This is a genomic window from Agrobacterium vitis (assembly GCF_013337045.2).
Lineage (GTDB): Bacteria > Pseudomonadota > Alphaproteobacteria > Rhizobiales > Rhizobiaceae > Allorhizobium > Allorhizobium vitis_B.
Genome location: NZ_CP118259.1, coordinates 71,821 through 94,335, shown reverse-complemented (window position 1 = coordinate 94,335; position 22,515 = coordinate 71,821). Strand labels below are relative to the sequence as shown.

The 22,515-nt window shown below is 58.3% G+C and carries 20 protein-coding genes and 1 tRNA gene; 13 read left to right on the top strand and 8 right to left on the bottom strand.

Annotation, left to right across the window (positions count from 1 at the left end; all coding sequences use genetic code 11):
* Positions 1-231: 231 nt before the first annotated feature.
* The 3 genes from G6L01_RS00460 to G6L01_RS00450 all read right to left on the bottom strand — a co-directional run bounded on the left by G6L01_RS00460 (position 232) and on the right by G6L01_RS00450 (position 3,071).
* Positions 232-702 carry a hypothetical protein gene (locus G6L01_RS00460; protein ID WP_070163664.1) on the bottom strand — a complete coding sequence of 157 codons (471 nt, stop codon included), beginning with the start codon at positions 700-702 and terminating at the stop codon, positions 232-234.
* Between the two features lie 179 nt (positions 703-881).
* Positions 882-2,174 carry an MFS transporter gene (locus G6L01_RS00455; RefSeq protein ID WP_070163665.1) on the bottom strand — a complete coding sequence of 431 codons (1,293 nt, stop codon included), beginning with the start codon at positions 2,172-2,174 and terminating at the stop codon, positions 882-884.
* Positions 2,175-2,207: 33 nt separating this feature from the next.
* On the bottom strand, positions 2,208-3,071 hold the full coding sequence (locus tag G6L01_RS00450) for a LysR family transcriptional regulator (protein WP_070163666.1): 864 nt from the start codon (positions 3,069-3,071) through the stop codon (positions 2,208-2,210).
* Between the two features lie 181 nt (positions 3,072-3,252).
* Between G6L01_RS00450 and G6L01_RS00445 the strand changes: the two genes are divergently transcribed.
* From G6L01_RS00445 to G6L01_RS00430, 4 genes are read left to right on the top strand one after another with little or no spacing between them, the layout of a single operon-like run.
* A complete protein-coding gene (locus G6L01_RS00445) occupies positions 3,253-4,248 on the top strand; it encodes a TRAP transporter substrate-binding protein (protein ID WP_070163667.1) in 996 nt (331 codons plus the stop codon).
* A gap of 9 nt (positions 4,249-4,257) precedes the next feature.
* Positions 4,258-4,776: a TRAP transporter small permease gene (locus G6L01_RS00440; RefSeq protein ID WP_070163668.1), complete on the top strand. Its 519-nt coding sequence runs from the start codon at positions 4,258-4,260 to the stop codon at positions 4,774-4,776.
* Positions 4,773-6,059, top strand: a complete 1,287-nt coding sequence (locus G6L01_RS00435; protein ID WP_070163669.1) for a TRAP transporter large permease — start codon at positions 4,773-4,775, stop codon at positions 6,057-6,059. Before G6L01_RS00440 ends, G6L01_RS00435 begins: the two co-directional genes overlap by 4 nt.
* On the top strand, positions 6,059-7,294 hold the full coding sequence (locus G6L01_RS00430; RefSeq protein ID WP_345799418.1) for an aspartate aminotransferase family protein: 1,236 nt from the start codon (positions 6,059-6,061) through the stop codon (positions 7,292-7,294). Before G6L01_RS00435 ends, G6L01_RS00430 begins: the two co-directional genes overlap by 1 nt.
* A gap of 112 nt (positions 7,295-7,406) precedes the next feature.
* Here the strand turns inward: G6L01_RS00430 and G6L01_RS00425 are convergent, their stop codons facing one another.
* From G6L01_RS00425 to G6L01_RS00415, 3 genes are all read right to left on the bottom strand, one after another.
* Positions 7,407-7,721: a plasmid stabilization protein gene (locus tag G6L01_RS00425; RefSeq protein ID WP_070163670.1), complete on the bottom strand. Its 315-nt coding sequence runs from the start codon at positions 7,719-7,721 to the stop codon at positions 7,407-7,409.
* A gap of 445 nt (positions 7,722-8,166) precedes the next feature.
* Positions 8,167-8,242 (bottom strand) — tRNA-Thr (locus G6L01_RS00420).
* A gap of 83 nt (positions 8,243-8,325) precedes the next feature.
* Complete coding sequence (locus tag G6L01_RS00415) at positions 8,326-9,291, bottom strand: NAD(P)H-dependent flavin oxidoreductase (protein WP_070163671.1); 966 nt, start codon at positions 9,289-9,291, stop codon at positions 8,326-8,328.
* A 312-nt stretch (positions 9,292-9,603) separates the two neighbouring features.
* Between G6L01_RS00415 and G6L01_RS00410 the strand changes: the two genes are divergently transcribed.
* On the top strand, positions 9,604-10,866 hold the full coding sequence (locus G6L01_RS00410) for a hypothetical protein (protein ID WP_070163672.1): 1,263 nt from the start codon (positions 9,604-9,606) through the stop codon (positions 10,864-10,866).
* Between the two features lie 106 nt (positions 10,867-10,972).
* Here the strand turns inward: G6L01_RS00410 and ppk2 are convergent, their stop codons facing one another.
* On the bottom strand, positions 10,973-11,857 hold the full coding sequence (ppk2, locus tag G6L01_RS00405) for a polyphosphate kinase 2 (RefSeq protein WP_070163673.1): 885 nt from the start codon (positions 11,855-11,857) through the stop codon (positions 10,973-10,975).
* Between the two features lie 278 nt (positions 11,858-12,135).
* On the opposite strand from ppk2, the gene phoR reads away from it, so the two are divergent.
* From phoR to phoB, 7 genes are all read left to right on the top strand, one after another.
* Positions 12,136-13,326 carry a phosphate regulon sensor histidine kinase PhoR gene (gene phoR, locus G6L01_RS00400; protein ID WP_070163674.1) on the top strand — a complete coding sequence of 397 codons (1,191 nt, stop codon included), beginning with the start codon at positions 12,136-12,138 and terminating at the stop codon, positions 13,324-13,326.
* Positions 13,327-13,519: 193 nt separating this feature from the next.
* Complete coding sequence (locus G6L01_RS00395) at positions 13,520-14,548, top strand: substrate-binding domain-containing protein (protein WP_070163675.1); 1,029 nt, start codon at positions 13,520-13,522, stop codon at positions 14,546-14,548.
* A gap of 127 nt (positions 14,549-14,675) precedes the next feature.
* Complete coding sequence (gene pstC, locus G6L01_RS00390; RefSeq protein WP_070163676.1) at positions 14,676-16,163, top strand: phosphate ABC transporter permease subunit PstC; 1,488 nt, start codon at positions 14,676-14,678, stop codon at positions 16,161-16,163.
* Positions 16,160-17,497, top strand: coding sequence for a phosphate ABC transporter permease PstA (pstA, locus tag G6L01_RS00385; RefSeq protein ID WP_071205958.1), 1,338 nt, complete (start codon positions 16,160-16,162; stop codon positions 17,495-17,497). Before pstC ends, pstA begins: the two co-directional genes overlap by 4 nt.
* Positions 17,498-17,594: 97 nt before the next feature.
* Positions 17,595-18,410, top strand: a complete 816-nt coding sequence (gene pstB / locus G6L01_RS00380) for a phosphate ABC transporter ATP-binding protein PstB (protein ID WP_060719604.1) — start codon at positions 17,595-17,597, stop codon at positions 18,408-18,410.
* 43 nt (positions 18,411-18,453) lie between these two features.
* Complete coding sequence (phoU, locus tag G6L01_RS00375) at positions 18,454-19,161, top strand: phosphate signaling complex protein PhoU (RefSeq protein WP_015914769.1); 708 nt, start codon at positions 18,454-18,456, stop codon at positions 19,159-19,161.
* Between the two features lie 360 nt (positions 19,162-19,521).
* On the top strand, positions 19,522-20,205 hold the full coding sequence (gene phoB, locus G6L01_RS00370; RefSeq protein ID WP_015914768.1) for a phosphate regulon transcriptional regulator PhoB: 684 nt from the start codon (positions 19,522-19,524) through the stop codon (positions 20,203-20,205).
* A gap of 103 nt (positions 20,206-20,308) precedes the next feature.
* On the opposite strand, the gene G6L01_RS00365 is transcribed toward phoB, so the two are convergent.
* Positions 20,309-20,860 carry a GcrA family cell cycle regulator gene (locus G6L01_RS00365; protein ID WP_070163678.1) on the bottom strand — a complete coding sequence of 184 codons (552 nt, stop codon included), beginning with the start codon at positions 20,858-20,860 and terminating at the stop codon, positions 20,309-20,311.
* Between the two features lie 440 nt (positions 20,861-21,300).
* On the opposite strand from G6L01_RS00365, the gene G6L01_RS00360 reads away from it, so the two are divergent.
* Complete coding sequence (locus tag G6L01_RS00360) at positions 21,301-22,509, top strand: aspartate aminotransferase family protein (RefSeq protein WP_070163679.1); 1,209 nt, start codon at positions 21,301-21,303, stop codon at positions 22,507-22,509.
* The last annotated feature ends 6 nt before the right edge of the window (positions 22,510-22,515 follow it).

Sequence of the window (22,515 nt, the reverse complement as noted above, 5' to 3'; positions counted from 1 at the left end):
ACTGGGGTAACGTCGGGGCGATAAAACGCGATTGCCGGGTGGTCGGCATTGACATATCTCAAGTCGGGAAATTGTGCGAGGCGCGGTGCTTGCGCTATCAAGCGCTGCCATCCATGCAAGATGGAGAGCGTCCAAACGGACGATCTAGCATCCAGGTACAGAGACCTGAATACTGTCGTTAGGGCGCATGTTAACGTTAGGGCGCACGGGCCTTAAGTCGGACCTGTGGGATCAGGCGGTAATCGACGGTGCCGAGGTCGAGACAGTCGATGATGCGGAGGATGTCCCGGCAGCAATGGGCGAGGCGATTGCATTGCTTCCACTGGCGGCAAAGCCGCTGTCAGTCTTGGCGGTTTTGGCTCCCTGTTGATTTTTCGAGCTGTCGCCAACATCAGGCGCCTCGACCTCCGTCGTATCAGCCATGCGATCATACGCATCCTGCGCCTGGGGCAGAGGCACATCCGGGAAGACCCGGCCCGCATCCAGGAGGGCAAACAACACGAGAGCGGGAGGCTGTACGACGTTCAGAATGACCTTATCCAGAACATTGTCGCCATTTCGCGCATCAATCGCCAGATTATAGGTCTCCCGCTCGGCAAGACTTAGGGTCTCCGGCAACACGGCTCCCTCTTGAAATGGGCTGGCCGTATCTTCTTTTGCCGCCCCCGCAGAAGGAACCGAGGTATTAAGTTGAACAATCATACTTGATCCTCACACTCTATCCGGGAGGAATTTATCATAGCCAGGTATGCATTCAGCTAAATCAATGATTCGATTTTTATCGACCGGCCTATTTGAAACGGAGAGCTTCTGGATCTTTTATTGCCATTTGTCCTTTCAGGAAAACAGCCTCTCCTTTTCCCTGACAATGGCTCCTCGTCTCAATGGGCTGCCGAGGGCGCTGAACGACCGGTTTTCTCCAGGGTAATCGCCAGGATCGAGGCCAGCAAGCAGAAAGCTCCGGCGATGAAGAAAGCGGGTAAATAGCTCTGCAACTGCGTGCGTGACAGACCGGCACCATAGGCTGCGGTCGCAGCGCCCAATTGATGACCGGTAAAGACCCAGCCGAAAACGATACCTGCTTTTTCACGACCGAAGCGGTCGGCGGCGATCTTCACGGTTGGGGGCACGGTGGCAATCCAGTCCAGGCCGTAGAAGACAGCAAAGATCGACAGTCCGTAGAAGCTGAAATCGCTGAACGGCAGGAAGAGCAAAGACAGGCCGCGCAGGCCATAATACCAGAAGAGCAGCCAGCGATTGTCGAAGCGATCAGAGAGCCAGCCGGAGCCGATCGTTCCAAAGAAGTCGAAAATGCCCATCACCGCAAGCACACTGGCGGCGGCCACCGGCAGAATGCCGAAATCGCCGCAGAGCGTGACGAAATGCGTCTGGATCAGGCCATTTGTGCTGAGACCGCAGATGAAGAATGTCGCAAACAGAATCCAGAAGGTGGACGTCTTTGACACCTCCCTGAGCACGGAAACGGGTGTTGCCAGCATTGTCAGCAGGCCGCCGGTCTGTGGCGGTGGCGGTATCACCTGCTCCTCCCCAAAAGAGGGCAGGTTGAGATCGGAGGGACGGTCGCGCATAACCGCCAGCACGACGAGTGCAGCCAGCAAGATCATGCCGCAAACGAAAAACACTGTCATTCGCCAGCCATAGCTTTCCGTCAATTGCGCCATCAGCGGCAGGAAAACCAGTTGACCGGTAGCAGAGCTTGCCGAGAGCATGCCGACGACGAGGCCGCGATGCCTGGTGAACCAGCGGGCCGAAACGGTAGCGGCGAGCACCATGGCCGTCAGTCCTGTACCAAGGCCGACGACCACGCCCCAAAGCACCAGAAGCTGCCAGATCTTGGTCATGAACAATGACCCAATGAAGCCGCTGGAAATCAGGATCATTGCGAAAACGATGACTTTGCGAACGCCGAAATAATTCATGAACGCCGCCGAGAACGGCCCCATCAAGCCAAACAGCACCAGCCGTACGGCAAGCGCTGAAGAAATCTGCGAGGTCTCCCAGCCAAACTCATCCTGAAGTGGCTTGATGAGCACGCCTGGGGCGCCCATGGCACCTGCCGTGACCAGCATGGTGAGAAAGGTTGCTGCGACAACGATCCAGCCATAGTGGATGTTGCGCCGTGCCAGCATGGAGGCAAGTGCATTGGAGATCATTTGGTTGTTCCAAGGTGACGCTGGTTCAAGGCATTATGCGGTAGAAAGAGAATGCTGGAATTCTGCACGCAGGAACGTCGCCAATTGCCTGACCGGCAGGCGCGGTTGCTGGGGCAGAACCATTGCCAGCCGCAAGATCGGCAGTTCCGGCAGACCATCATCAACCCCCAGCTTGCGCCAGTTCGCAGGCACCGCCGTCTCCGGCAGGACCGTCAACAGGTCTCCCGAATGAACCGCCAGCTGAATTCCAGCGATATCTGATGACGAATAAACAATCCGCCAGCGACGATCTGCACGATCCAGCGCTGCCAGAACCTGTGGCCGGGACCGGCAGCCGTCCGGAAAAAGCGCCAGTTGAACCGTACTGCTCTGTTCCGGGTAACGGTTTGGGGCCGCGCACCAAACCTGCCGTTCCAGGCGGATCAACTCCCCCTTAGGCTCGGCCGGACTTTGCGTTATGATGGCAATGTCCAGCTCCCGGCTTTCAACCATGCCTTCCAGATGGTGAGAGAAATCATATTGCAGGTCCAGATTGACCTTGGGATGCTGTGGCGCAAAACGCTGCATCAGCGCCGTGCCGAACAGTGTCAGGTAGTCATCGGGCATGCCGAGCCGAACGCGGCTTTCATTGCGGCCTTCAAGCAGCGTGGCCAGGGCTTCATCCTCGATTGCCCGTATGCGCCGCGCATAGCCAAGCAACCTTTCCCCGATCGGCGTCAAGGTGACCCGGCGATGCCCGCGATCGAACAACCGCAGATCAAGACGCTCCTCCCATTTGCCGATCGCCATGCTGACCGCTGCCTGCGTGCGCCCCAGCCGTTCCGCCGCCGCCGTGAAACTGCCTGTCTCGGCAACAGCTACAAAGCTTGCCAGTGCGTCGCTATCGAGATTGCGCATTCTGCTCCGCCATTGACCAGTCGACCGTCGAAACGCTTCCTATCTCTCAAGGCGCAACCGCTCCAGAAAACGGCTGCTATCAGCGGCGCTTATGCATCAATAATAAAATTGTCATTTTCAGCCGCGCAATGACAATTATTCTCATGCTGCGTCAACACAAGAAGAACGTAAAGGGGAATTCATGTTCACTCTCAACAAAAGCAGCCGGCTGCACGCCATCATGCTCGGCACCGTACTTGGTCTTTCCAGCCTTTGGTCCAGCACCGCCAATGCTGAAACAACATTGCGGCTGGCGCATGCTTCGGCGCCTGAAAGCCTGATCAATGAAGCAGTTCAAAAATTCGCAACGGAAGTTGGTGAGAATACCAAGGGATCGGTCAAGGTTCAGATCTTCCCGAACGCCCAACTGGGCGACGAAGGGCCAATCGCCGATGGCGTCGGTGCAGGCTCGATCGACATCGGTCTTGGCGGTGCGGTCGATGCCATCGATCCACGCCTCAACGTGCTGTCGCTGCCGTTCCTGTTCAAGGACGCATCAAACGTTCACGCATTTCTCGATGGCGAACAAGGCCAGAAGATCCAACGCCTCGGCGAGGAGCGCGGCTATGTGATGCTCGGCGTGCTCGACTCCGGCTTTCGCCAGTTCGCCACCAGCAAGCCCATTGAAAAGCCTGCGGATCTGGCCGGCGTAAAAATTCGCACGCCTCCCAATCCCGTCATTCTGGCCACCATGAAGCAGCTTGGCGCCTTGGCGGAATCCATTCCTTTCGGTCAGGTTTATACAGCGCTGCAATCGCATGTCGTTGCTGCCGTTGAGCCTGAAATGCGCGATTACTGGGACTCCAAATGGTACGAGGTCGCCAAGGACCTGTCGATCTCCAATTACATCTGGACCGCCAACTGGTGGTACATGAACAAGGACAAGCTGGATTCGCTGACGCCTGACGAACAGGCCGCCGTGAAGAAGGCGGCGACAGACACCGTCATCTGGTATCGCAGCGCGCTAGACAAGGCCTATGCCGACACCCAGAAGAAGCTCGAGGGCAAGGGCGTCAAGGTGACGAAAGTGGATACCGCACCGTTTGTCGCGCTGGTCTCGCCGGTCTACGCCCAATTCTCGAAAGAATGGGGCAGCGATCTGGTGTCGGCAGTGAAACAAGCCGCAAGCGCGAACTGAGGTCCATCCATGGATCAGTTTTCAGAAAACCCCTCACCCGGCGGGTGGGGGTGGTTGAAGCGCATCTTCGAGTTTGCGGGTGTGCTGGCCTTCATCGTCATGTTCGTCTCAACCCTGCTTGGCGTGATTGCCCGCTATTTCGGTTTGGGCGGTTTCGAATGGTCCTTTGAAGTCGCGGGGATCGCGTTCATCTGGATCATCTTCATCGGGTTGATCAATGCCGAAGTGCGCGGTGAAAACGTCGCTTTCGAAGCCTTTAAGCACAGCGCCCCGCCCGGTCTGCGGGCCGCCTTCAATGCCATCGCCAACTTGGCGCTTCTGACCATGGGGCTGGCTTTCGTCATCAGTGGCTGGGCAGTCTGGCAGCGCTCGTGGAAGGTGCCGACATCCGTCCTGCGCATGCCGACCGGGGTGATCACCGCGACCATCCTCATTCTTGGTGTCGCAGCCGTCTGCATTGCGCTCTACCGCCTTTCCCACAGGGTTCGTCCATTGCCGGAAAAGCCACAGGAGGGATCATTGCGATGACCGTTGCCGTCCTTATCCTCAGCTTTTCCTTTCTGCTGCTGATCGGCGTTCCCATTGCATGGTGCATGGGCGTAGCCAGCCTGCTGACGATCTATGCCGGCCATCTCGGCCTGCCCTTCGCCTGGTTTGCACAGCAGACGATCCGCGGTGCCGATGCGATCACGCTCGCGGCCATTCCTCTGTTTCTCTTCGCCGGGGAATTGATGAATCGCGGTGGGTTGACCACCCGGATCATGCGGGTCGCGGAACATGTTTTCGGTCGCATTACCGGCGGCCTTGGCCTCGTCAATGTTGCAACGGCCCTCGTCTATGGGGGCATCAGCGGCTCGGCGACCGCCGATACCGGCGCGGTCGGATCGATCATGATCCCCGCCATGGCCGAGCGTGGCTATCCGAAAGCCTTTGCCGCAGCCGTCACCGCCGCCTCGGGAACCCTTGGCATTATCGGACCGCAGAGCGTCATTCTGATCCTCTATGGCGTGCTGACGAACACCTCCATCGGCGGCCTGCTGGTGGCAGCCCTGCTGCCAGGCCTGTTCATCGCGGTGACATTCATGGTCACATCCTACATTGTCGCCAAGCGCCATAATTTTCCGCGCAATGAAACACCCGCGCAATGGGGTGAAATTGGCAGGGATGCGCTTGGCGCTCTCCCCGCCCTGCTGATGCCGGTGCTGGTGCTGGGCTCGATCATCGGCGGCATCGCCACCGCCACGGAAGCCTCGGCGCTTGCCGTCGTCTATTCGTTCCTGGTTGGAATCTTCGTCTACCGGGAGCTTCCACTGCGGTCGCTCTATTCAGCGGCGTCGGCTGCCGTGGCAACAACCGGCGTGATCATGATGATCATGGCGCTCGCCACACCGTTTGGCTGGATTCTGACGGTCGAACAGGTGCCGGCCAATGCCGCAGCCTGGATTACCGGCCTGCATACGACACCGCTCGTCACCATTATCCTGGTGCTGGTATTGCTGAAAGTCGTCGGCTTCTGGCTCGATCTTGGGCCAGCGCTGATCATTCTGGCGCCTATACTGGTGCCGATCGCCCTGGCGGCGGGCATGACGCCCTATCAGACCGGCATCGTCTTCACCATGACGCTTGGCATCGGCCTGTTTACCCCGCCGATTGGCACCAACATCTTCGTCGTCTGCAATGTCGCAAAAATCGACATGTGGTCGGTCTCGAAATGGCTGGTTCCCTATTGGATTGCCAGCGTGGTTTGTGTCGCGGCGCTTGTCGCTTTCCCCATCCTGACCGAATGGCTTCCAAGCCTGTTTGGAGTTTAATGATGCAACATCTGGTTTGCGGTATATCCAGCGGCGGACGTGAAGTTCCCGATCTGGACGGGAAGAGGTTTCTCGTTGCCAACGCACAGGGGCCGTATGTCTGGGACGAAGACGGTCGGCGATATGTCGATACGGCCCTTGGTTTTGGCGCGACGTTCCTCGGACATACCGATCCCATCGTCACCGAAGCCATCCGCGAAGCCTTGAGCAAAGGCTCGATGCCAGCCTATGCCCACGCCCTTGAAGAGGAAGCGGCAGCAGCCCTTGCTGCCCATAGCGGGGATCTGACCAAGGTCATCTTTCTCAACTCCGGCAGCGAGGCGGTGCATCTCGCCTGCCGGACGGCGCGCGCGCTGACCGGCCGGCAAAAAATCGTCAAGATGGCTGCCGGTTATGACGGCTGGTTTGACGACGTGGCTTTCGGCAATGCTGGCGCGCCCGAAGCGAAGATGGCGGCGAATGAGCGGCCATCGAACGGTAATACCTTACTGCTTCGCTTCAACGATCGGCAGGATGTCGAACTGCTGTTTGAGGAATGTGATGACATCGCCGCTATCGTCCTGGAGCCGATGATGGCCAATGCAGGATGTATTCTCGCCGATCCCGGATATCTGCAACACGTCGCCTCGATTGCCCACCAGCATGGTGCGTTAGTGATCATGGACGAAGTGCTGATGGGCTTTCGGCTCCACGGTGGCCTGGCAAGCCATCTGATGGGTATCCATCCGGATCTTGCCACGGTGGGCAAGGCAATTGGCAACGGCGTTGCCGTCGCAGCTTTGCTCGGCACGCCGGAGGTCATGGCAGCCTTTGAGGACCGTCGCGTCAACCGCGCCGGCACCTATAACGGTAATCCGGTCGCCTGTGCGGCCGTGAAAGCGGCGATGAGCGTCATCGATACCGTCGATTACGGCGCGCTCGAAAAGGTGGGAACAGACCTGCAGGCGCATGCGATCCATGCCTTCAACAATGCAGGCATCGACATCTGTGCGAGCGGCTATGGCACCGTCTTTACCCTCTGGCGCGGCAAGACGCCGCCCTCGACCTACCAGGAAGCGGCACAGCGGTCCGACAAGAATTTTACCGCCAGACTTCATACAGAACTGCGGCGCAACGGCGTGATGTCGATGTATAGCCAGTTCGGTCGGTATTATCTTTCCGCCCGGCATAAGGAGGAAGCGCTTGGTCTCTGGGCCGAGGCTTTTGAAAAGGCTGCAAGATCGATTGCAACCTGACAGGCTCTGTTGCACAACTCCTGAGATCAGACTCGACTCAAGGATAAATTAGGCAACAACTATAAATGGTTAAAGCGCCGTTCGCTTCCTGAAACGCACGGCGCTGTGACGGTCAATGATGGGCATGCTGCTCATTATGTTTACGGGTCGCTGCGGCCTTCTTTGCGGAGGCAGATCGTTCTTCCCTGGTTCTTGCAGCAGACGCCTTGCCACCCTCGCGTCCACCTTTTTGCGAGGCTGCGTGGCTTTCGGGGTGGCCCCGACCTGAGCCAGACTTGTTGCCGCCACCGCTTTCTTTGTTCACCGTCGCCCAGGCGCGGCTTTGCGCTTCCTTTTCGGGCACGCCACGGCTTTCGTAACTTTCTTCGATATGTTCGGCCTTGCGTTTTTGCTTGTCGGTATAAGCGGATTTGTCACCACGGGGCATGAAACATCTCCTTTTGCTGATTTGAAAAAATAACCGCGCTGGAGGTCGTAAAGTTCCGAAATGATGTCGACATGAGCGCAAACGACCAACATGACCGCTGGTGGGCGTGGAACAACCTGACCGCAGGACAGCTGCATCACTGATGGAAAGTTCCACTTACGAGCGGCCAAGAACTCTCCTAGTGCACTGACGCATTCACTTCGCTCATGCTGTCGTTCACTCGTCTTTTGTTTATGCATCGATTTTTCCAAACTCGGCTAAAGCCTCCGTTTGGATCTATGCACTGGTTTTCCTGAGGTTTACCAGGTCACAGCCTCCACCGTCACCCGAGGACACAAAGCGGTCCTGGCCGCCTTCTATAGGTTCCGCTGTGGTTGCGCCAATTTGGAAAGCGAAGACATACGTCTTCGCAAACACCATAGCCCTATGAATTCATTAGGGAAAATGGTGCCGCTTGCAGGACTCGAACCTGCGACCCCATCATTACGAATGATGTGCTCTACCACCTGAGCTAAAGCGGCACGCGAGGCCGAAGACCGGCCTGCGATGTGTGCGGGTGGATACAGGCAAATATCGCAGATTTCAAGATGCCTTTTGGTATGTGTTACACTTTTCCGCAGATCCTGTCCCGGGCGGCGCGATATTCCGTGTCCAGCCGATCCACCAATGCAGCAACAGGCTCCACGGCCTTGATGGCACCGATGCCTTGACCGCAGCCCCAGATGTCCTTCCAGGCCTTGGCGCCGGTGACGGCGCTGCCGAAATCCATCTTGCTGGGATCTGCCTCCGGCAGCTTGTCCGGGTCCAGACCTGCGGCTACGATGGAGGAGCGCAGGTAATTGCCGTGAATGCCGGTAAAATAGTTAGAGTAGACGATATCGGTGGCACTGGCCTCAACGAGAGCCTGCTTGTAGGCATCCGGCGCCCGCGCCTCTTGCGTGGCAATGAAGGGCGAACCGATATAGGCCATGTCGGCACCGGCTGCTTGAGCAGCAAGAATGGCGCCGCCGGTCGAGATCGAACCGGCAAGCAGCAAAGGCCCGTCGAACCATTCGCGGATTTCCTGGATAAGCGCGAAGGGTGACAACGTTCCCGCATGGCCGCCAGCCCCGGCGGCAACCGCGATCAGGCCGTCAGCGCCTTTGCGGATCGCCGAATGGGCATGGCGATTGTTGATCACGTCATGCAGCACGATACCGCCATAGGAGTGGATGGCAGCATTCACCTCCGGCACGGCGCCCAGCGAAGAGATGACGATCGGCACCTTGTATTTGACGCACATGCCCAGGTCGTGCTCCAGCCGTTTGTTGGAGCCATGAACGATCTGGTTGACGGCGAACGGCGCTGCCGGACGCTCGGGATTTGCGCGGTCATGGGCGGCAAGCTCCTGCGTAATCTCATCCAGCCATTCGTCCAACTGCGCTTCAGGCCGGGCGTTCAACGCAGGGAACGCGCCAACCACACCTGCCTTGCACTGCGCCAGCGTCAGGCGCGGATGCGAAATGATGAACAAAGGCGATGCAATCACCGGAAGTCTGAGGTGACGAGACAGGATATCTGGAAGAGCCATTTGGGCCTCGAAGAATTGACGTTCGCGTAAACGTCAAAAGGTTAGCAGACCTGTCGCCGGTTGAAAAGAGCAGGCAACGCTGCCCGCCGCGCTGAGAAGACGGCGATGTGTATCCGGCTGAAAGGGTGGACCGAACTGGAACCAGAACCGTCGCGAGCGGCTCGCTGGGCTTTATAATGATGTTTTTCCACTATCGATCTGTCGGGGGATGGGCTGCGGGCTTGCGGTTTGCCTAGTCTCCGATTACCGATTCAAGGGAAGAAGAATGCCCGATACATTTCGTCACGGGCCATCAATGTGGAAAGGTCTCGCGTGAGCGGATTGGAAACGGCCATCAGAAGCGCCCTCGACCGGTCGGAGCGATCGCGGGCTGAAGTTCGGGCCAGAATTTACCAGTCTGCGCGCCAGGCTCTGGAAGCAGGTCTCAAGAAGCAGAATGTCAACGATCCGGAGACCGTGGCCGAGCAGCGGCACCGTCTGGAAGCGACCATTCATGCGATCGAGCAGCAGGAGCGGGCACGGCTGAAAGCCGAAGCCGCAGTTGAGCCTGTGTCACGCGCTCCGGTTCCACCACCCATGTCGCCACCTCTCTCGACATCAACGCCGCCAAGAGGGCCATCGGTCTCAGCCGATGCGAAGGCTCCGGGCGATGATTCAGCCTCGCTGTCCTTCGGCGTCGACCGGGATCACGGGCGGCCTGCCGAACCAAGCCTTGACCTCGATGATGTACGAGCCGAACGGCATGACCGGGCTGATCCGGCGGGCATGGCGAGTTTTGCTTCGTTTTCGGCCCGGCCAGAGGTCGCAGAGCAAGGCAACGCGGAAGACGAGTATGACGAAGAGCCTGTCCATGGCATGCGGGCGGAGCCCGTTGCAAAGCCACGCCGCCGCCGGGGCGTGCTGTCGCGCCTGCTGATTTCCGTCACCCTCCTGTCTTCCATCGGCATTGCGGCCTGGTGGGTCTATTCCACCGGCCTGTTGCTGTCTCCTGACCAGCGGCAGACGGGCGCGCCATCCCCGACGCCGACTGTGTCGTCGGAAGACTTCAACGGCGACCAGCCCACCGATCAATCCGGCGGCGAAGCGGCAAACGAGCCAAAGACCATCGATCCGCAACGTGGATTTTCCAATGATTGGATAGAGGCCTTCCAACCCGGCGATGCATCCAAAATCAAGGCGCGGCCAAACGCCACGGTGGATTTGATTGGCGCCAGTGATGGCCAGGCTGTCCATATCGTTTCACGCAGCACCGACATGGATGGGACGGCCGCAATCGAGATTTCACCGGATCTGTTGCGGCAAATGGCTGGAGGAACCTCGACCATCGCCCTGACGGTGCAGTCCTTTGGTGAAAAGCCGGTTCAGTTTTCGCTGAGCTGTGCATTCGATCGTCTGGGCGACTGCGCCCGTCACCGCTTCACAGCCAATCCCGAAAAAGCCGACCTGCTGTTTCGGGTGAACCTGCCAAATGGCATCGCCCCCAATGCGCCTGGGCAGCTTCTGATCAATGCCGATATCAGCGGCCAGGGCAACGGCATCAATCTTTACGCTGTGCGTGTTCTTCCCGGCAAGTGATCGCTGCGACAGTATCTTTTTCTCGAACGAAATTTGAAAAGATACTGCCGCAAGCCAAATCTGCTGAATATCTGCTTGAGAAATACCTTGCGGACACCGTCCGCCGTCAGAGCATATCCGGCGCCTCGGCAACGATCTTTTTGTCGATCTCGCCGATCGCCTTTATGTCGCGACCCTCATAGTCAAGGGAAAGCAGCATGTGCCTTATGACATTGAGATGGGCGCGGCGCTTGTCATTGGCCTTGGCCACAACCCAGGGGGCATGCTTGGTATGGGTTTCCTTCAGCATCCGGTCGCGTTTTTCGGTATAGTCGCCCCATTTATCCAGGGCGGCGATGTCCATGGGCGATAGTTTCCAGACCTTCAACGGATCGTGACGGCGGTCGTGAAAGCGTTTGATCTGCATTTCCTGACCGATATCGAGCCAGAATTTGAAGAAATAAATACCCTCCTGCCGGATCAGTTTTTCAAACCGTGGCGCCTGTTCCAGGAAGTGTTCGTATTGGTCGGGCGTGCAAAAGCCCATGACCGGCTCGACCACAGCGCGATTATACCAGGATCTATCGAACAGCGACATGTCGCCTCCGCCGGGAAAATGGGTGATATAGCGTTGAAAATACCATTGACCGAGTTCAGTTTCTGACGGCTTGGTCAAGGCGACGTTGTGGACCGAGCGGGGATTCATATATTCGAGAATAGAATGAATGGTGCCGCCCTTGCCAGCCGCATCCCGCCCCTCGAACAGGGCCATCACCCGTTTGCGGGTCGATTGTAGCCAGAATTGTACCTTGACCAGTTCGATCTGAAGTTTCTTCAACTCCTCCTCATAGACCTCTCGTTTCAACTTCTTGTCATAGGGATGACCGCCAGAGCTCAGCGCTTCCTTTTCAACCCAGTCCGGCAGAGCCGGATCGTCGATATCAAAGGCGCGCAATTCACCCCTGATCCGCAAAGTTACGCCGCGGCTGCCTGCCTGCTGCTCGTCATCCATTCCATTCTCCCTGTCGCCGCACTGTCTGATTTGAGTATATTGACCATGAAACTGTCAAATTCTTCAACAACCTGTTCGAAACGTGGGAGTGCGACGCTTCGTTCCCGCCCGTGCGTTGACATTCGTTCGTGCGTAGGCGGTAAAATCCTGTCATGCAACAGGAATAGGCTATCTCTCCAGCCCACCCAAACCGCCGCCGGAGGTTTTCATTGAAGCAGTTATTTCCATCCTGGCGGCGCTTTGGCGAGCGATTGCGCGACCGTTGGGATTTTATCCTAATGACAATCCTCGTCTCCGGCTCAGCAGTGCTGGCCGGTGCCGATAGCGAGTTCGGCGTCGTCTTGCTGCTGTTTTCGCTGATCGTCATCCTGCTCTATAAAGGCACCGAAGACAAAGATCCGCCAGTGCATTTGCCCATGGCGCCCTCGCCCGTCTTGCCGCATGGCGAGGAAGTCGAGGGGCTTGTGCAGGCGACAATCGCGGCCATCGACCTGCCCTGCGTGGTTTTCGGCTCGGATGGAGGCGTCGTCTTCCAGAACGGCGCCGCCGAAAAGGCCTTTGGCAAACTGGAAACCGGCATGCATATTTCCGCCCGCTGGCGGTCGCCCGGCATTCTCGACATGGTGCGCGAGACCGTTGGCAATGGTTTGCCCAACCAGATTGAACATTCCGAGGTGCTGCCCTCCGAGCGGGTCTTCGCGGTGCGGGTCGCGCCCCTGTCCCTGCCGCAGCTGAAGAGGGATTCAGCCCTTTTCGTCATGACGTTTCGCGATATTTCGGAACTGCGCCGCATTGACAGAATGCGTTCTGATTTCGTCGCCAATGCCAGCCACGAACTGCGCACGCCGCTTGCCTCCTTGCGCGGTTTCATCGAGACCCTGCTGGGCCCAGCCCGCAACGACCTGAAGGCGCAGGAGCGTTTTCTGGGCATCATGCTGGATCAGGCCAACCGGATGAGCCGGCTGGTGGACGATCTGCTGTCCCTGTCCCGGCTGGAGCTGAAAGCCCATCTGGCGCCCGACCAGAAAGTGGCGCTACAGCCCGTTCTGAGCCATGTGCGTGACAGCCTGACCCCCCTTGCCGCGGAGCTGGATGTGGATCTGCGCCTGCATCTGCCACAGGAGAGCATCGAGGTCACCGGCGACCGCGACGAACTGATCCAGGTGTTCGAAAACCTGATCGAAAATGCCTGCAAATATGGCCAGGAAGGCAAGCAGGTGGATGTCTTTCTGCGCCAGAAGGCGAGCGGCGTGGAAGTCAGCGTGGTGGACAAGGGGCCAGGCGTGCCTGCCGAAGATGTACCGCGCCTGACGGAGCGCTTTTATCGTGTCAGTGTTGCCGATAGCCGCTCAAAAAAAGGGACCGGATTGGGGCTTGCCATCGTCAAGCATATCCTGACCCGCCACCGGGCACGGCTGATCATCCGCTCGGAACTGGGCCAGGGGACCGATTTTACCGTCCGATTTTGACAGATTTCGCGTCTCTTGTTAACTCCCGGAATATTTATATAGATATATCAAGCAGTTGAACTGTCACAAATGTTTCACCTAATTGACATAAAAGCAGAGCCTGTCGGGGCTTAAGAACAAGCCGCCGGAGCACGGCGATTGTAAGCGACAGACGCTTGCATCCCACACGAAAGCTCATTCTCGGGAGAGATAAATGAATATGCTGAAACTGTCCGTAGCGGCTCTGGTCGCCTCAGTCGCCTTTGCTGGCGCCGCCGCTGCGCGTGATCAGGTCCAGATCGCTGGTTCCTCCACCGTTCTTCCTTATGCCAAGATCGTTGCTGAAACCTTTGGCGAGACCTTTACCAAGTTCAAGACCCCGGTCGTCGAATCCGGCGGTACCGGCGCTGGCCTGAAGGAATTCTGCAAGGGCGTTGGTCCGGAAACCATCGATATCGCCAATGCTTCGCGTCCGATCAACAAGGCTGAAGCCGAAGCCTGTAAGGCAGCTGGCGTGACCGACATCCAGGAAGTCAAGTTCGGCTATGACGGCATCGTTTTCGCCGTCGACAGCTCCAACAAGGACCTCGCTCTGGTCCCGACCGACCTTTACAAGGGTCTGGCTGCGGAAGTCGTGGTTGACGGCAAGCTCGTTGCCAACCCCTACAAGAAGTGGTCGGAAGTCAACAAGGACCTGCCGGACACCGATATCATGGCGTTCATTCCGGGCGAAAAGCACGGCACGCGCGAAGTCTTCGAAGAGAAGATCATGACGCAAGGCTGCAAGGACACCAAATCGCTGGACGCGATCAAGGCTGCTTTGAACGATGACAAGGCCGCTGCAAAGAAGTGCATCGCCGTGCGCAAGGATGGCAAGGCTGTCGATATCGATGGCGATTACAGCGAAACGCTGGCCCGCATCGCTGCCAACAAGACCGCCATTGGCGTGTTTGGCCTGTCCTTCTATGAAAACAACGCCGACAAGCTGAAGGTCGCCACCGTTTCCGGCGTCAAGCCTTCGGTTGAAACGGTTGCCACCGGCAAGTACCCGGTTTCGCGTCCGCTGTTCTTCTACGTCAAGAAGGCCCATCTCGGCGTTATTCCTGGCATGAAGGAATATGTCGACTTCTTCCTGTCCGAGCAGATGATCGGCCCTGACGGCCCGCTGGCCAATTACGGCCTGGTTCCAGCTCCCGACAAGGAGCGTGAAGAGTTCCGCGCCAAGTTCACCGCTGGCAAGTAAGACTTTGAGGCTGGCGCGGACAGTGTCCGCGCCAGCCTCATCATGATGTTGCGGTTGATGTTTATTGATGACGTAACATGCGGCCCAGCCCTTGGCGGCAGGGCGTGGAGAGGCCGGGGATGGTAGAATGAGTACGTCAATCCTAATTTTTATCGTCATTGCTATCGGGATCATCGGCTACCTGCTGGGCTCGTCACGGGCGCAGTCGCTCGCGCAAGGCCGCGCATCCGCCCTGCATTCCCGCTATGGCTATCATGGCAGTTTCGTTTCCATTCTGGCGGTTGTGCCTGCCTTCCTGGTGCTTGGTCTCTGGATGGCGATTGCGCCGTCGCTGATCGAAACCCGGGTACGCGAGGCGATGCCCGATACGGTCAAGGCGCAGGCCGGAGCCACCCAGAACCTCAATTATGGCACGATCGGTGCAATCGCGCGCGGCCTGAAGAGCCTTGACGACGAGCAATTGGCCAAGCTGAAAAGCGCCGATGCCACGACCGCCCGCACCATGCTGGCCGAACAGGGCGTGCCGCTGGCCGGTGAGCCTGAGCCCTACATGATTGTAGCCGCCGAGGCCTTGAACAGCATGCGCGCCGTCAATGACATGGCGCTCACCGTCGTGGTAATCGCCACCTCACTGGCCGGTGCCTTGTTCGGACTTCGGTTGATCGCCCCGCGTTTTCGCGCCCGCAACCGGGTTGAACAGGCCATTCAGGCCGCTCTGGTGATCTGCTCCTCCATCGCAATTTTGACCACAGTCGGCATCATCATGTCGATGCTGACGGAAGCAACCCACTTCTTCCGCGAGGTATCGGCCTGGCGGTTCTTCTTCGGCACGGTCTGGGACCCACGATTTGCCGCCGCGGGCGCCACCGATACCGGCGGCCAGTTCGGATTGATCCCGCTTCTGCTCGGCACACTCTATATCGGCGTGGTCGCCATGTTGTTTGCCGTACCCGTCGGCCTGTTCGCAGCCATCTACATGGCCGAATATGCCTCGCCACGGCTGCGGGCCATCACCAAGCCGCTGCTGGAAGTTCTGGCGGGCATTCCGACCATCGTCTACGGCTTCTTCGCGCTGACCTCGGTCGGTCCGTTCCTGCGTGACATATCCGCCAAGATCAACGGCATCGCCACCGGTGATTTCGCCAGCTTCATTCAGGCCCAAAGCGTTCTGACGGCAGGCTTCGTCATGGGGATCATGTTGATCCCATACGTCTCCTCCTTGTCAGACGACATCATCACCGCCGTGCCGCGCTCGCTTCGGGATGGTTCGCTCGGCCTGGGCGCCACACGGTCTGAAACCGTCAAGCGGGTGATCCTGCCTGCAGCGCTTCCGGGTATTGTCGGTGCGCTGTTGATGACCGCCTCACGCGCCATCGGCGAAACCATGATCGTGGTGCTGGCCGCAGGCGTTGCAGCACGTATCCAGCTTAATCCTTTCGAGCCGATGACAACGGTCACCGTCAAGATCGTCAACCAATTGACCGGCGACCTTGAATTCACCTCGCCGCAAACGCTGGTGGCCTTCGCGCTGGGTATTACCCTGTTTGCCATCACGCTTTGCCTTAATATCTATGCGCTTTACATCGTGCGCAAATACCGGGAGCAGTACGAATGAGCGAGACCCTCTCCCCCGCTGCGGCAGGCCACGGCGCTGGCACCCTTGCCCCTGTATCGCGTCCTCGCCGGGACATCGGCATCAAGCGTCGCTATGCCGCCGAGCGCCGTTTCCGGGCCTATGGCATTGTCGCCATCAGCTTCGGTTTGCTGTTCTTGCTGCTGCTGCTCACTTCCGTGGTTTCCAAAGGCTATACGGCGTTTTTGCAGACAACGATCACCGTGCCGGTTGAATTCAGCGAGAAGCTGATCGACCCCAGCAACCAGCGCGCCACCAACCCGGACGTGTTGGTTGCGGCCAATTATCCGGTTCTGGTGCGCAACGCGCTTGCTGCAAAATTGAAGATCGACACCTCGAACCGTCCGGCCATGAAGCAATTGACCGAGATGGTGTCCGACAATGTCCGCGTCCAATTGCGCAACATGGTCGTTGCTGATCCATCGCTTGTCGGCAAGACGGTTCCGGTCTCGGTCCTGGCCAGTGCCACGGTCGACACGGCCTTCAAAGGACAATTCGACCTGACGGTCGATGAAAGCAGCCGAAAGATTTCCGACCAGCAGATCGGCTGGATGAATGCGCTGGCTGAAAGCGGCGCGTTGGCCAAGTCCTTCAATACCGGTATTTTCGTCAACGGCGCATCCAGCCGCCCGGAAGCCGCAGGCGTTGGCGTGGCCTTGATCGGTACTGCCTATATGATGCTGACCGTGTTGATCCTGGCTCTGCCGATCGGCGTGGCAACCTCGATCTATCTTGAGGAATTTGCCCCGAAGAACCGTTGGACCGACCTGATCGAGGTCAATATCAACAATCTCGCAGCCGTTCCCTCAATCGTCTTTGGCCTGCTGGGCCTGGCGGTGTTCATCAACTTTGCCGGTCTGCCGCGCTCGGCCTCGCTGGTCGGTGGCCTGGTGCTGACCTTGATGACCTTGCCAACGATCATCATCGCCACCCGCGCAGCCTTGAAAGCCGTGCCTCCGTCGATCCGCGCTGCGGCACTGGGTCTGGGCGCGTCCAAGATGCAGACGGTTTTCCACCACGTGTTGCCTCTGGCCATGCCTGGCGTGTTGACCGGCACGATTATCGGCCTTGCCCATGCGCTGGGCGAAACCGCGCCGCTGCTTCTGATCGGCATGGTGGCTTTCGTGGCGGATTATCCGGGCACGCCGCTCGATCCGTCGACAGCGCTGCCGGTGCAGATCTATATGTGGGCCAATGAAGCTGAACGCGCATTCGTGGAACGGACGTCCGGCGCCATCATCATTCTGCTGATCTTCCTGCTGATCATGAATGTCGGTGCCATTCTGCTGCGCCGGCGGTTTGAGCGGCGGTGGTAGAAACCAGCCGAAGCATGGTCCTGGGCGATGACGTCCAGGAAAGTTCATCGGGCCTACGTCAAGCGATTGCGAAAAGACAGGCCGGAGGGTTAAGAACATGAACATGATGTCTGAAGCAGCAGTTGAAAAGGCCTTGGATCAGAAGATGACCGAAGTGAACACCAAGATGGTCGGCAAGGATGTGTCCGTTTACTACGGCGAAAAGCGCGCCCTGTTCGACGTAAACCTGAATGTCCGCGAAAATACCGTCACGGCGCTGATCGGTCCTTCGGGTTGCGGCAAGTCTACTTTCTTGCGGACATTGAACCGCATGAACGACACCATCGATCATTGCCGGGTCACCGGCCTCATCACTCTCGATAATATGGATATCTACGATCCGTCCATCGACGTGGTGGAACTTCGCGCCCGGGTCGGCATGGTGTTCCAGAAGCCGAACCCTTTCCCCAAGTCGATCTACGAAAACATTGCCTACGGCCCGCGCATCCATGGTCTGGCCCGCAACAAGGCGGACATGGACCAGATCGTTGAAAAGAGCCTTCAGCGCGCCGGTCTTTGGAACGAAGCAAAGGATCGCCTTCAGGAGCCGGGAACGGGCCTGTCCGGCGGACAGCAGCAGCGTCTGTGCATTGCCCGCGCCATTGCCGTCAGCCCCGAAGTCATCCTGATGGACGAGCCCTGCTCGGCCCTGGACCCGATTGCAACGGCCAAGGTGGAAGAGCTGATCCACGAATTGCGGGCCAATTTCACCATCGTCATCGTCACGCATTCGATGCAGCAGGCCGCCCGCGTGTCCCAACGCACGGCGATGTTCCATCTCGGCCAGCTGGTCGAGGAAAACGATACCGACAAGATGTTCACCAACCCGGACGACCAGCGGACCCAGGACTATATCATGGGCCGGTTCGGCTGATCCGACGGTTGATTGAAAATGCATCTTTTTAAAGGATCAGAACATGACAGCGCATATCTACACCGCCTTTGACGAGGAACTGAAATATCTGATGCGCCGCATTTCGGAAATGGGTGGTCTGGCCGAGCAAATGGTGGGTGAATCCGTTCGCGCCCTGGTCAATTCCGATGCCGCCCTCGCCCAGAAGGTGATCTCCGACGACGTGATCATGGACAATGCCGAGCGTGAAGTGGGTGACAAGGCAATTGTCACCATTGCAAAACGTCAGCCCATGGCCGCCGATCTGCGCGAAATCATCGGTGCGCTCAGGATCGCTTCGGATCTGGAGCGTGTCGGCGATCTCGGCAAAAACAATGCCAAGCGGGTGATGGCGGTGCAGGGCACTGGCGTGCCGCGCAAGCTGGCCCGTGGCATTGAGCATCTTTCGGAACTGGCGATGACCCAGCTCAAGGAAGTCTTGGATGTCTATACCACCCGCTCGGCGGAAAAGGCCAAGTCGATCCGCGACCGCGATGAGGAGATCGATGCGATCTACACCTCGCTGTTTCGCGAATTGCTGACCTATATGATGGAAGATCCGCGCAACATCACCACCTGCACGCACCTGCTGTTCTGCGCCAAGAATATCGAGCGTATCGGCGACCATGCCACCAATATCGCCGAGACCATCTATTACATGGCCACTGGCGCACAGCCCGAAGGCGAGCGCCCGAAGGACGATACGACGACCGCTTTCGGGGTCGCCGATTGAGATGACAGTGCGAGGATAGTGACTCATCCTCGCGTTGACTGACATGCTGATATCTCAAGGTGTCAAGATCTTGAGATATCAGAGAAAAGCATACCAGGAGCCATGGTCTATGGCTGCCGGTATGAAACCATGACGGAGATTGGCATCGGACAGCTCAGCGTCTGACGCCAAATGGGGTGGGGGCTTCACCCGAAGGTTCGACCTGTGGCGACAGGCCAGCCTTCCAGTCACAGTAGAGCGCCATCATAAAGCGCAAACATGCTGTAAACATCGAAATTCTCGTATTGCCATGTTCTTTTTCGCCAGAGCGGACAAGGAAAGGCTTGCGGGAAGACTCTCTCATTGAAGGTATGGGATCGAATGCTGCCGAAAATTGCCGTCGTTGAAGACGAAGAAGCCCTGAGCGTCCTTTTGCGTTATAATCTGGAATCTGAAGGCTATGAGGTCGAAACCATTCTGCGGGGAGACGAAGCCGAGCTTCGCCTGCAGGAACGGGTACCGGATCTGCTGATCCTCGATTGGATGTTGCCGGGTGTTTCCGGCATAGAGCTATGTCGTCGCCTGCGGATGCGGCCCGATACCGAGCGCCTGCCGATCATCATGCTGACGGCGCGCGGCGAAGAGAGCGAGCGGGTGCGTGGACTTGCCACCGGTGCCGACGATTATGTCGTCAAGCCTTTCTCGACGCCGGAACTGATGGCCCGTGTCAAGGCTATGCTGCGCCGCGCCAAGCCGGAAGTTCTCTCCAGCCTGCTGCGGTGCGGCGATATCGAGCTTGATCGCGAAACCCACCGTGTCCATCGCAAGAGCCGCGAAGTACGCCTCGGGCCGACCGAATTCCGGCTGCTGGAATTCCTGATGACCTCACCCGGTCGGGTGTTTTCGCGCTCTCAACTGCTGGATGGCGTCTGGGGCCATGACATTTACGTGGACGAGCGCACGGTGGATGTCCATGTCGGACGGCTGCGCAAGGCGCTCAACTTTTCCAACATGCAGGACGTGATCCGCACGGTGCGCGGTGCTGGCTATTCGATGGAAGCATAAGCTTAGTTGCACGGTTTTTTGGCCGAAAACCCAGTGGAACGAAAAAAGCGAGCCGGGCGGCTCGCTTTTTTATGACATGCGATCAGAGATCAACGGGTAGAAATCAGCGCGCGTTCGCAGCAGCCCTGCGCCGCTCGTTTACCGGCTGGTAGGCGAGCTTCGCGTGATATTTGCAATAGGGCGAGTTATCCTGGCTGTCACAGCCGCAGAAGTGAAACTCATCGGTCATCGGGTCGCCAACCGGCCATTTGCAGGTCCGCTCGGTGAGATCAGTCAGCGACAGACGGCGCGAGGCTGGCAGGATGGTGGTGTTGAGAACCGGCAGGACAGCCATGTTCTCGGTGACATCCATGTCGAGATCGTCGTTCAGCGCGGTCGCCGCCGCAGTGCGCGCGGCTGGACGCGGCGCGCTCGAAGGCGTGCGTGCGGCAAAGTTCGGTGCGCGGGGCGTGGACGGTGCTGGCCGCTTGGGTGTGCGCGCTGGCGTGGCAGTAGGACCGCCTGCCTTGGCGCGGCCCGGAAGGCACAACCGATGCACCTTGCCAATCACGGCATTCCGGCTGACGCCGCCAAGCTGTGTCGCAATCTGACTTGCGCTCAGGCCTTCGGCCCATAATTTCGTGAGTCTTTCAACTCGCTCGTCCGTCCAGTTCATGCCGCAATCTCCGCCTGGTGCACGCGCTTGACGCGGAATCCATCATCCATGTCCCAGAAGGTTCCGGAACCCAACTTTCCTCGTGTTGTCGGTGACTGTTTCCGCCGCATGCAGTGTAGTAATTCGTCATTAACCTAGTGTGAGCCTGACTCCGTGACAAGAGTCGCCGAATCATCGTGAATCGAATTTCAGGCTTTTCCCCAACTTGCTATCCACCGATTTTTTATCGATGCGATCTCATCAAGAGGGTTTCCAAGAACATCTCGGTACGATCCGGTTGCAATACCTTTGCCCCTATGTTTTGTTGACAACGCTGGCGGAAGCCGGAATAGTGCAAATGCCGCCGAAAGGCGGCATTTTTGATTTTTCCACCGGTTTTTCGGTGGTTGGCATGCAACATCGTTCAGACTTCAAAAAGCCGCTCGAAAGGATTTTCCGTCATGGCTCAGACATCAACGCCGCTGTTCAACACGTTTTCACGTGCGCCGCTGCGTTTCGAGCGAGGCGAGGGCCCGTGGCTTTATACCGAAACAGGCGAGCAATATCTCGACTTTGCCGGCGGCGTCGCCGTGACGTCCTGCGGCCATTCGCATCCGCATCTCGTCGAGGCGTTGAAAAGCCAGGCGGAGAAAGTCTGGCATCTTTCGAACCTTTACGAAGTTCCCGGCCAGGAACGCCTGGCCGCAAGGCTGGTCGAGGCGACATTTGCCGACAAGGTATTCTTCACCAACTCCGGTGCAGAAGCGCTGGAATGCGCCATCAAGACGGCTCGCCGCTATCACTATAGCAAGGGCCATCCGGAAAAATTCCATATCATCACGTTCGAGGGTGCCTTTCATGGCCGCACCATCGCCACCATCGCGGCGGGCGGCCAGGAAAAATATCTTGAAGGCTTCGGCCCCAAGGCGCCCGGCTTCGACCAGGTGCCGTTCGGCGACCTCGACGCCTTGAAGGCGGCGATCACCGACAGCACGGCTGCGTTGCTGATCGAACCGATCCAGGGCGAAGGCGGTATCCGCGTCGTTGGGACCGAGTTCCTGCGTGAATTGCGGGCAATCTGCGACGAAAAGGGCCTGCTGCTCATTCTCGACGAAGTGCAGTCGGGCGTTGGCCGGACGGGCAAGTTTTTCGCCCATGAATGGGCTGGCCTCACCCCCGATATCATGGCGGTGGCCAAGGGTATCGGCGGCGGTTTCCCGTTCGGTGCCTGCCTTGCCACAGAAGAGGCTGCGTCCGGTATGACGGCTGGCGTGCATGGCACCACCTATGGCGGTAATCCGCTGGCCATGGCGGTCGGCAATGCCGTTCTCGATCTGGTTTTGGCCGATGACTTCCTGCAAAATGTCCGGGATGTGGCGCTGGTCTTCCGCCAGGGTCTGGCCGGTCTGAAAGACCGTTTTCCAGGCGTGATCGAAGACGTACGCGGCGAAGGCCTGATGCTCGGCATCAAGGCCGCGGTGCCGTCTTCGGACCTGCTGCATGCAATGCGCCAAGAGCATATCCTGGGCGTTCCGGCTGGTGATAACGTCATCCGCCTGCTTCCGCCTCTGACGCTGACTGCCGAACAGGCCCGAGAAGGCCTCAAGCGCATCGAACAGGCCGCCGAGGCCTTGTCCGCGCAGGCCGCCCTCAAAATCGCTCAGGCATGAACGACA

Excerpts from the sequence above, each read along its gene's own strand:
- G6L01_RS00425 (WP_070163670.1), bottom strand. The coding sequence starts at position 7,721 with ATGCCCCGTGGTGACAAATCCGCTTATACCGACAAGCAAAAACGCAAG.
- G6L01_RS00360 (WP_070163679.1), top strand. The coding sequence starts at position 21,301 with ATGGCTCAGACATCAACGCCGCTGTTCAACACGTTTTCACGTGCGCCG.
- pstA (WP_071205958.1), top strand. The coding sequence starts at position 16,160 with ATGAGCGAGACCCTCTCCCCCGCTGCGGCAGGCCACGGCGCTGGCACC.
- G6L01_RS00415 (WP_070163671.1), bottom strand. The coding sequence starts at position 9,291 with ATGGCTCTTCCAGATATCCTGTCTCGTCACCTCAGACTTCCGGTGATT.
- pstB (WP_060719604.1), top strand. The coding sequence starts at position 17,595 with ATGAACATGATGTCTGAAGCAGCAGTTGAAAAGGCCTTGGATCAGAAG.
- G6L01_RS00450 (WP_070163666.1), bottom strand. The coding sequence starts at position 3,071 with ATGCGCAATCTCGATAGCGACGCACTGGCAAGCTTTGTAGCTGTTGCC.
- G6L01_RS00445 (WP_070163667.1), top strand. The coding sequence starts at position 3,253 with ATGTTCACTCTCAACAAAAGCAGCCGGCTGCACGCCATCATGCTCGGC.
- phoB (WP_015914768.1), top strand. The coding sequence starts at position 19,522 with ATGCTGCCGAAAATTGCCGTCGTTGAAGACGAAGAAGCCCTGAGCGTC.
- phoU (WP_015914769.1), top strand. The coding sequence starts at position 18,454 with ATGACAGCGCATATCTACACCGCCTTTGACGAGGAACTGAAATATCTG.
- G6L01_RS00365 (WP_070163678.1), bottom strand. The coding sequence starts at position 20,860 with ATGAACTGGACGGACGAGCGAGTTGAAAGACTCACGAAATTATGGGCC.
- G6L01_RS00435 (WP_070163669.1), top strand. The coding sequence starts at position 4,773 with ATGACCGTTGCCGTCCTTATCCTCAGCTTTTCCTTTCTGCTGCTGATC.
- G6L01_RS00395 (WP_070163675.1), top strand. The coding sequence starts at position 13,520 with ATGAATATGCTGAAACTGTCCGTAGCGGCTCTGGTCGCCTCAGTCGCC.
- phoR (WP_070163674.1), top strand. The coding sequence starts at position 12,136 with ATGACAATCCTCGTCTCCGGCTCAGCAGTGCTGGCCGGTGCCGATAGC.
- ppk2 (WP_070163673.1), bottom strand. The coding sequence starts at position 11,857 with ATGGATGACGAGCAGCAGGCAGGCAGCCGCGGCGTAACTTTGCGGATC.
- G6L01_RS00455 (WP_070163665.1), bottom strand. The coding sequence starts at position 2,174 with ATGATCTCCAATGCACTTGCCTCCATGCTGGCACGGCGCAACATCCAC.
- G6L01_RS00460 (WP_070163664.1), bottom strand. The coding sequence starts at position 702 with ATGATTGTTCAACTTAATACCTCGGTTCCTTCTGCGGGGGCGGCAAAA.
- G6L01_RS00440 (WP_070163668.1), top strand. The coding sequence starts at position 4,258 with ATGGATCAGTTTTCAGAAAACCCCTCACCCGGCGGGTGGGGGTGGTTG.
- G6L01_RS00430 (WP_345799418.1), top strand. The coding sequence starts at position 6,059 with ATGATGCAACATCTGGTTTGCGGTATATCCAGCGGCGGACGTGAAGTT.
- pstC (WP_070163676.1), top strand. The coding sequence starts at position 14,676 with ATGAGTACGTCAATCCTAATTTTTATCGTCATTGCTATCGGGATCATC.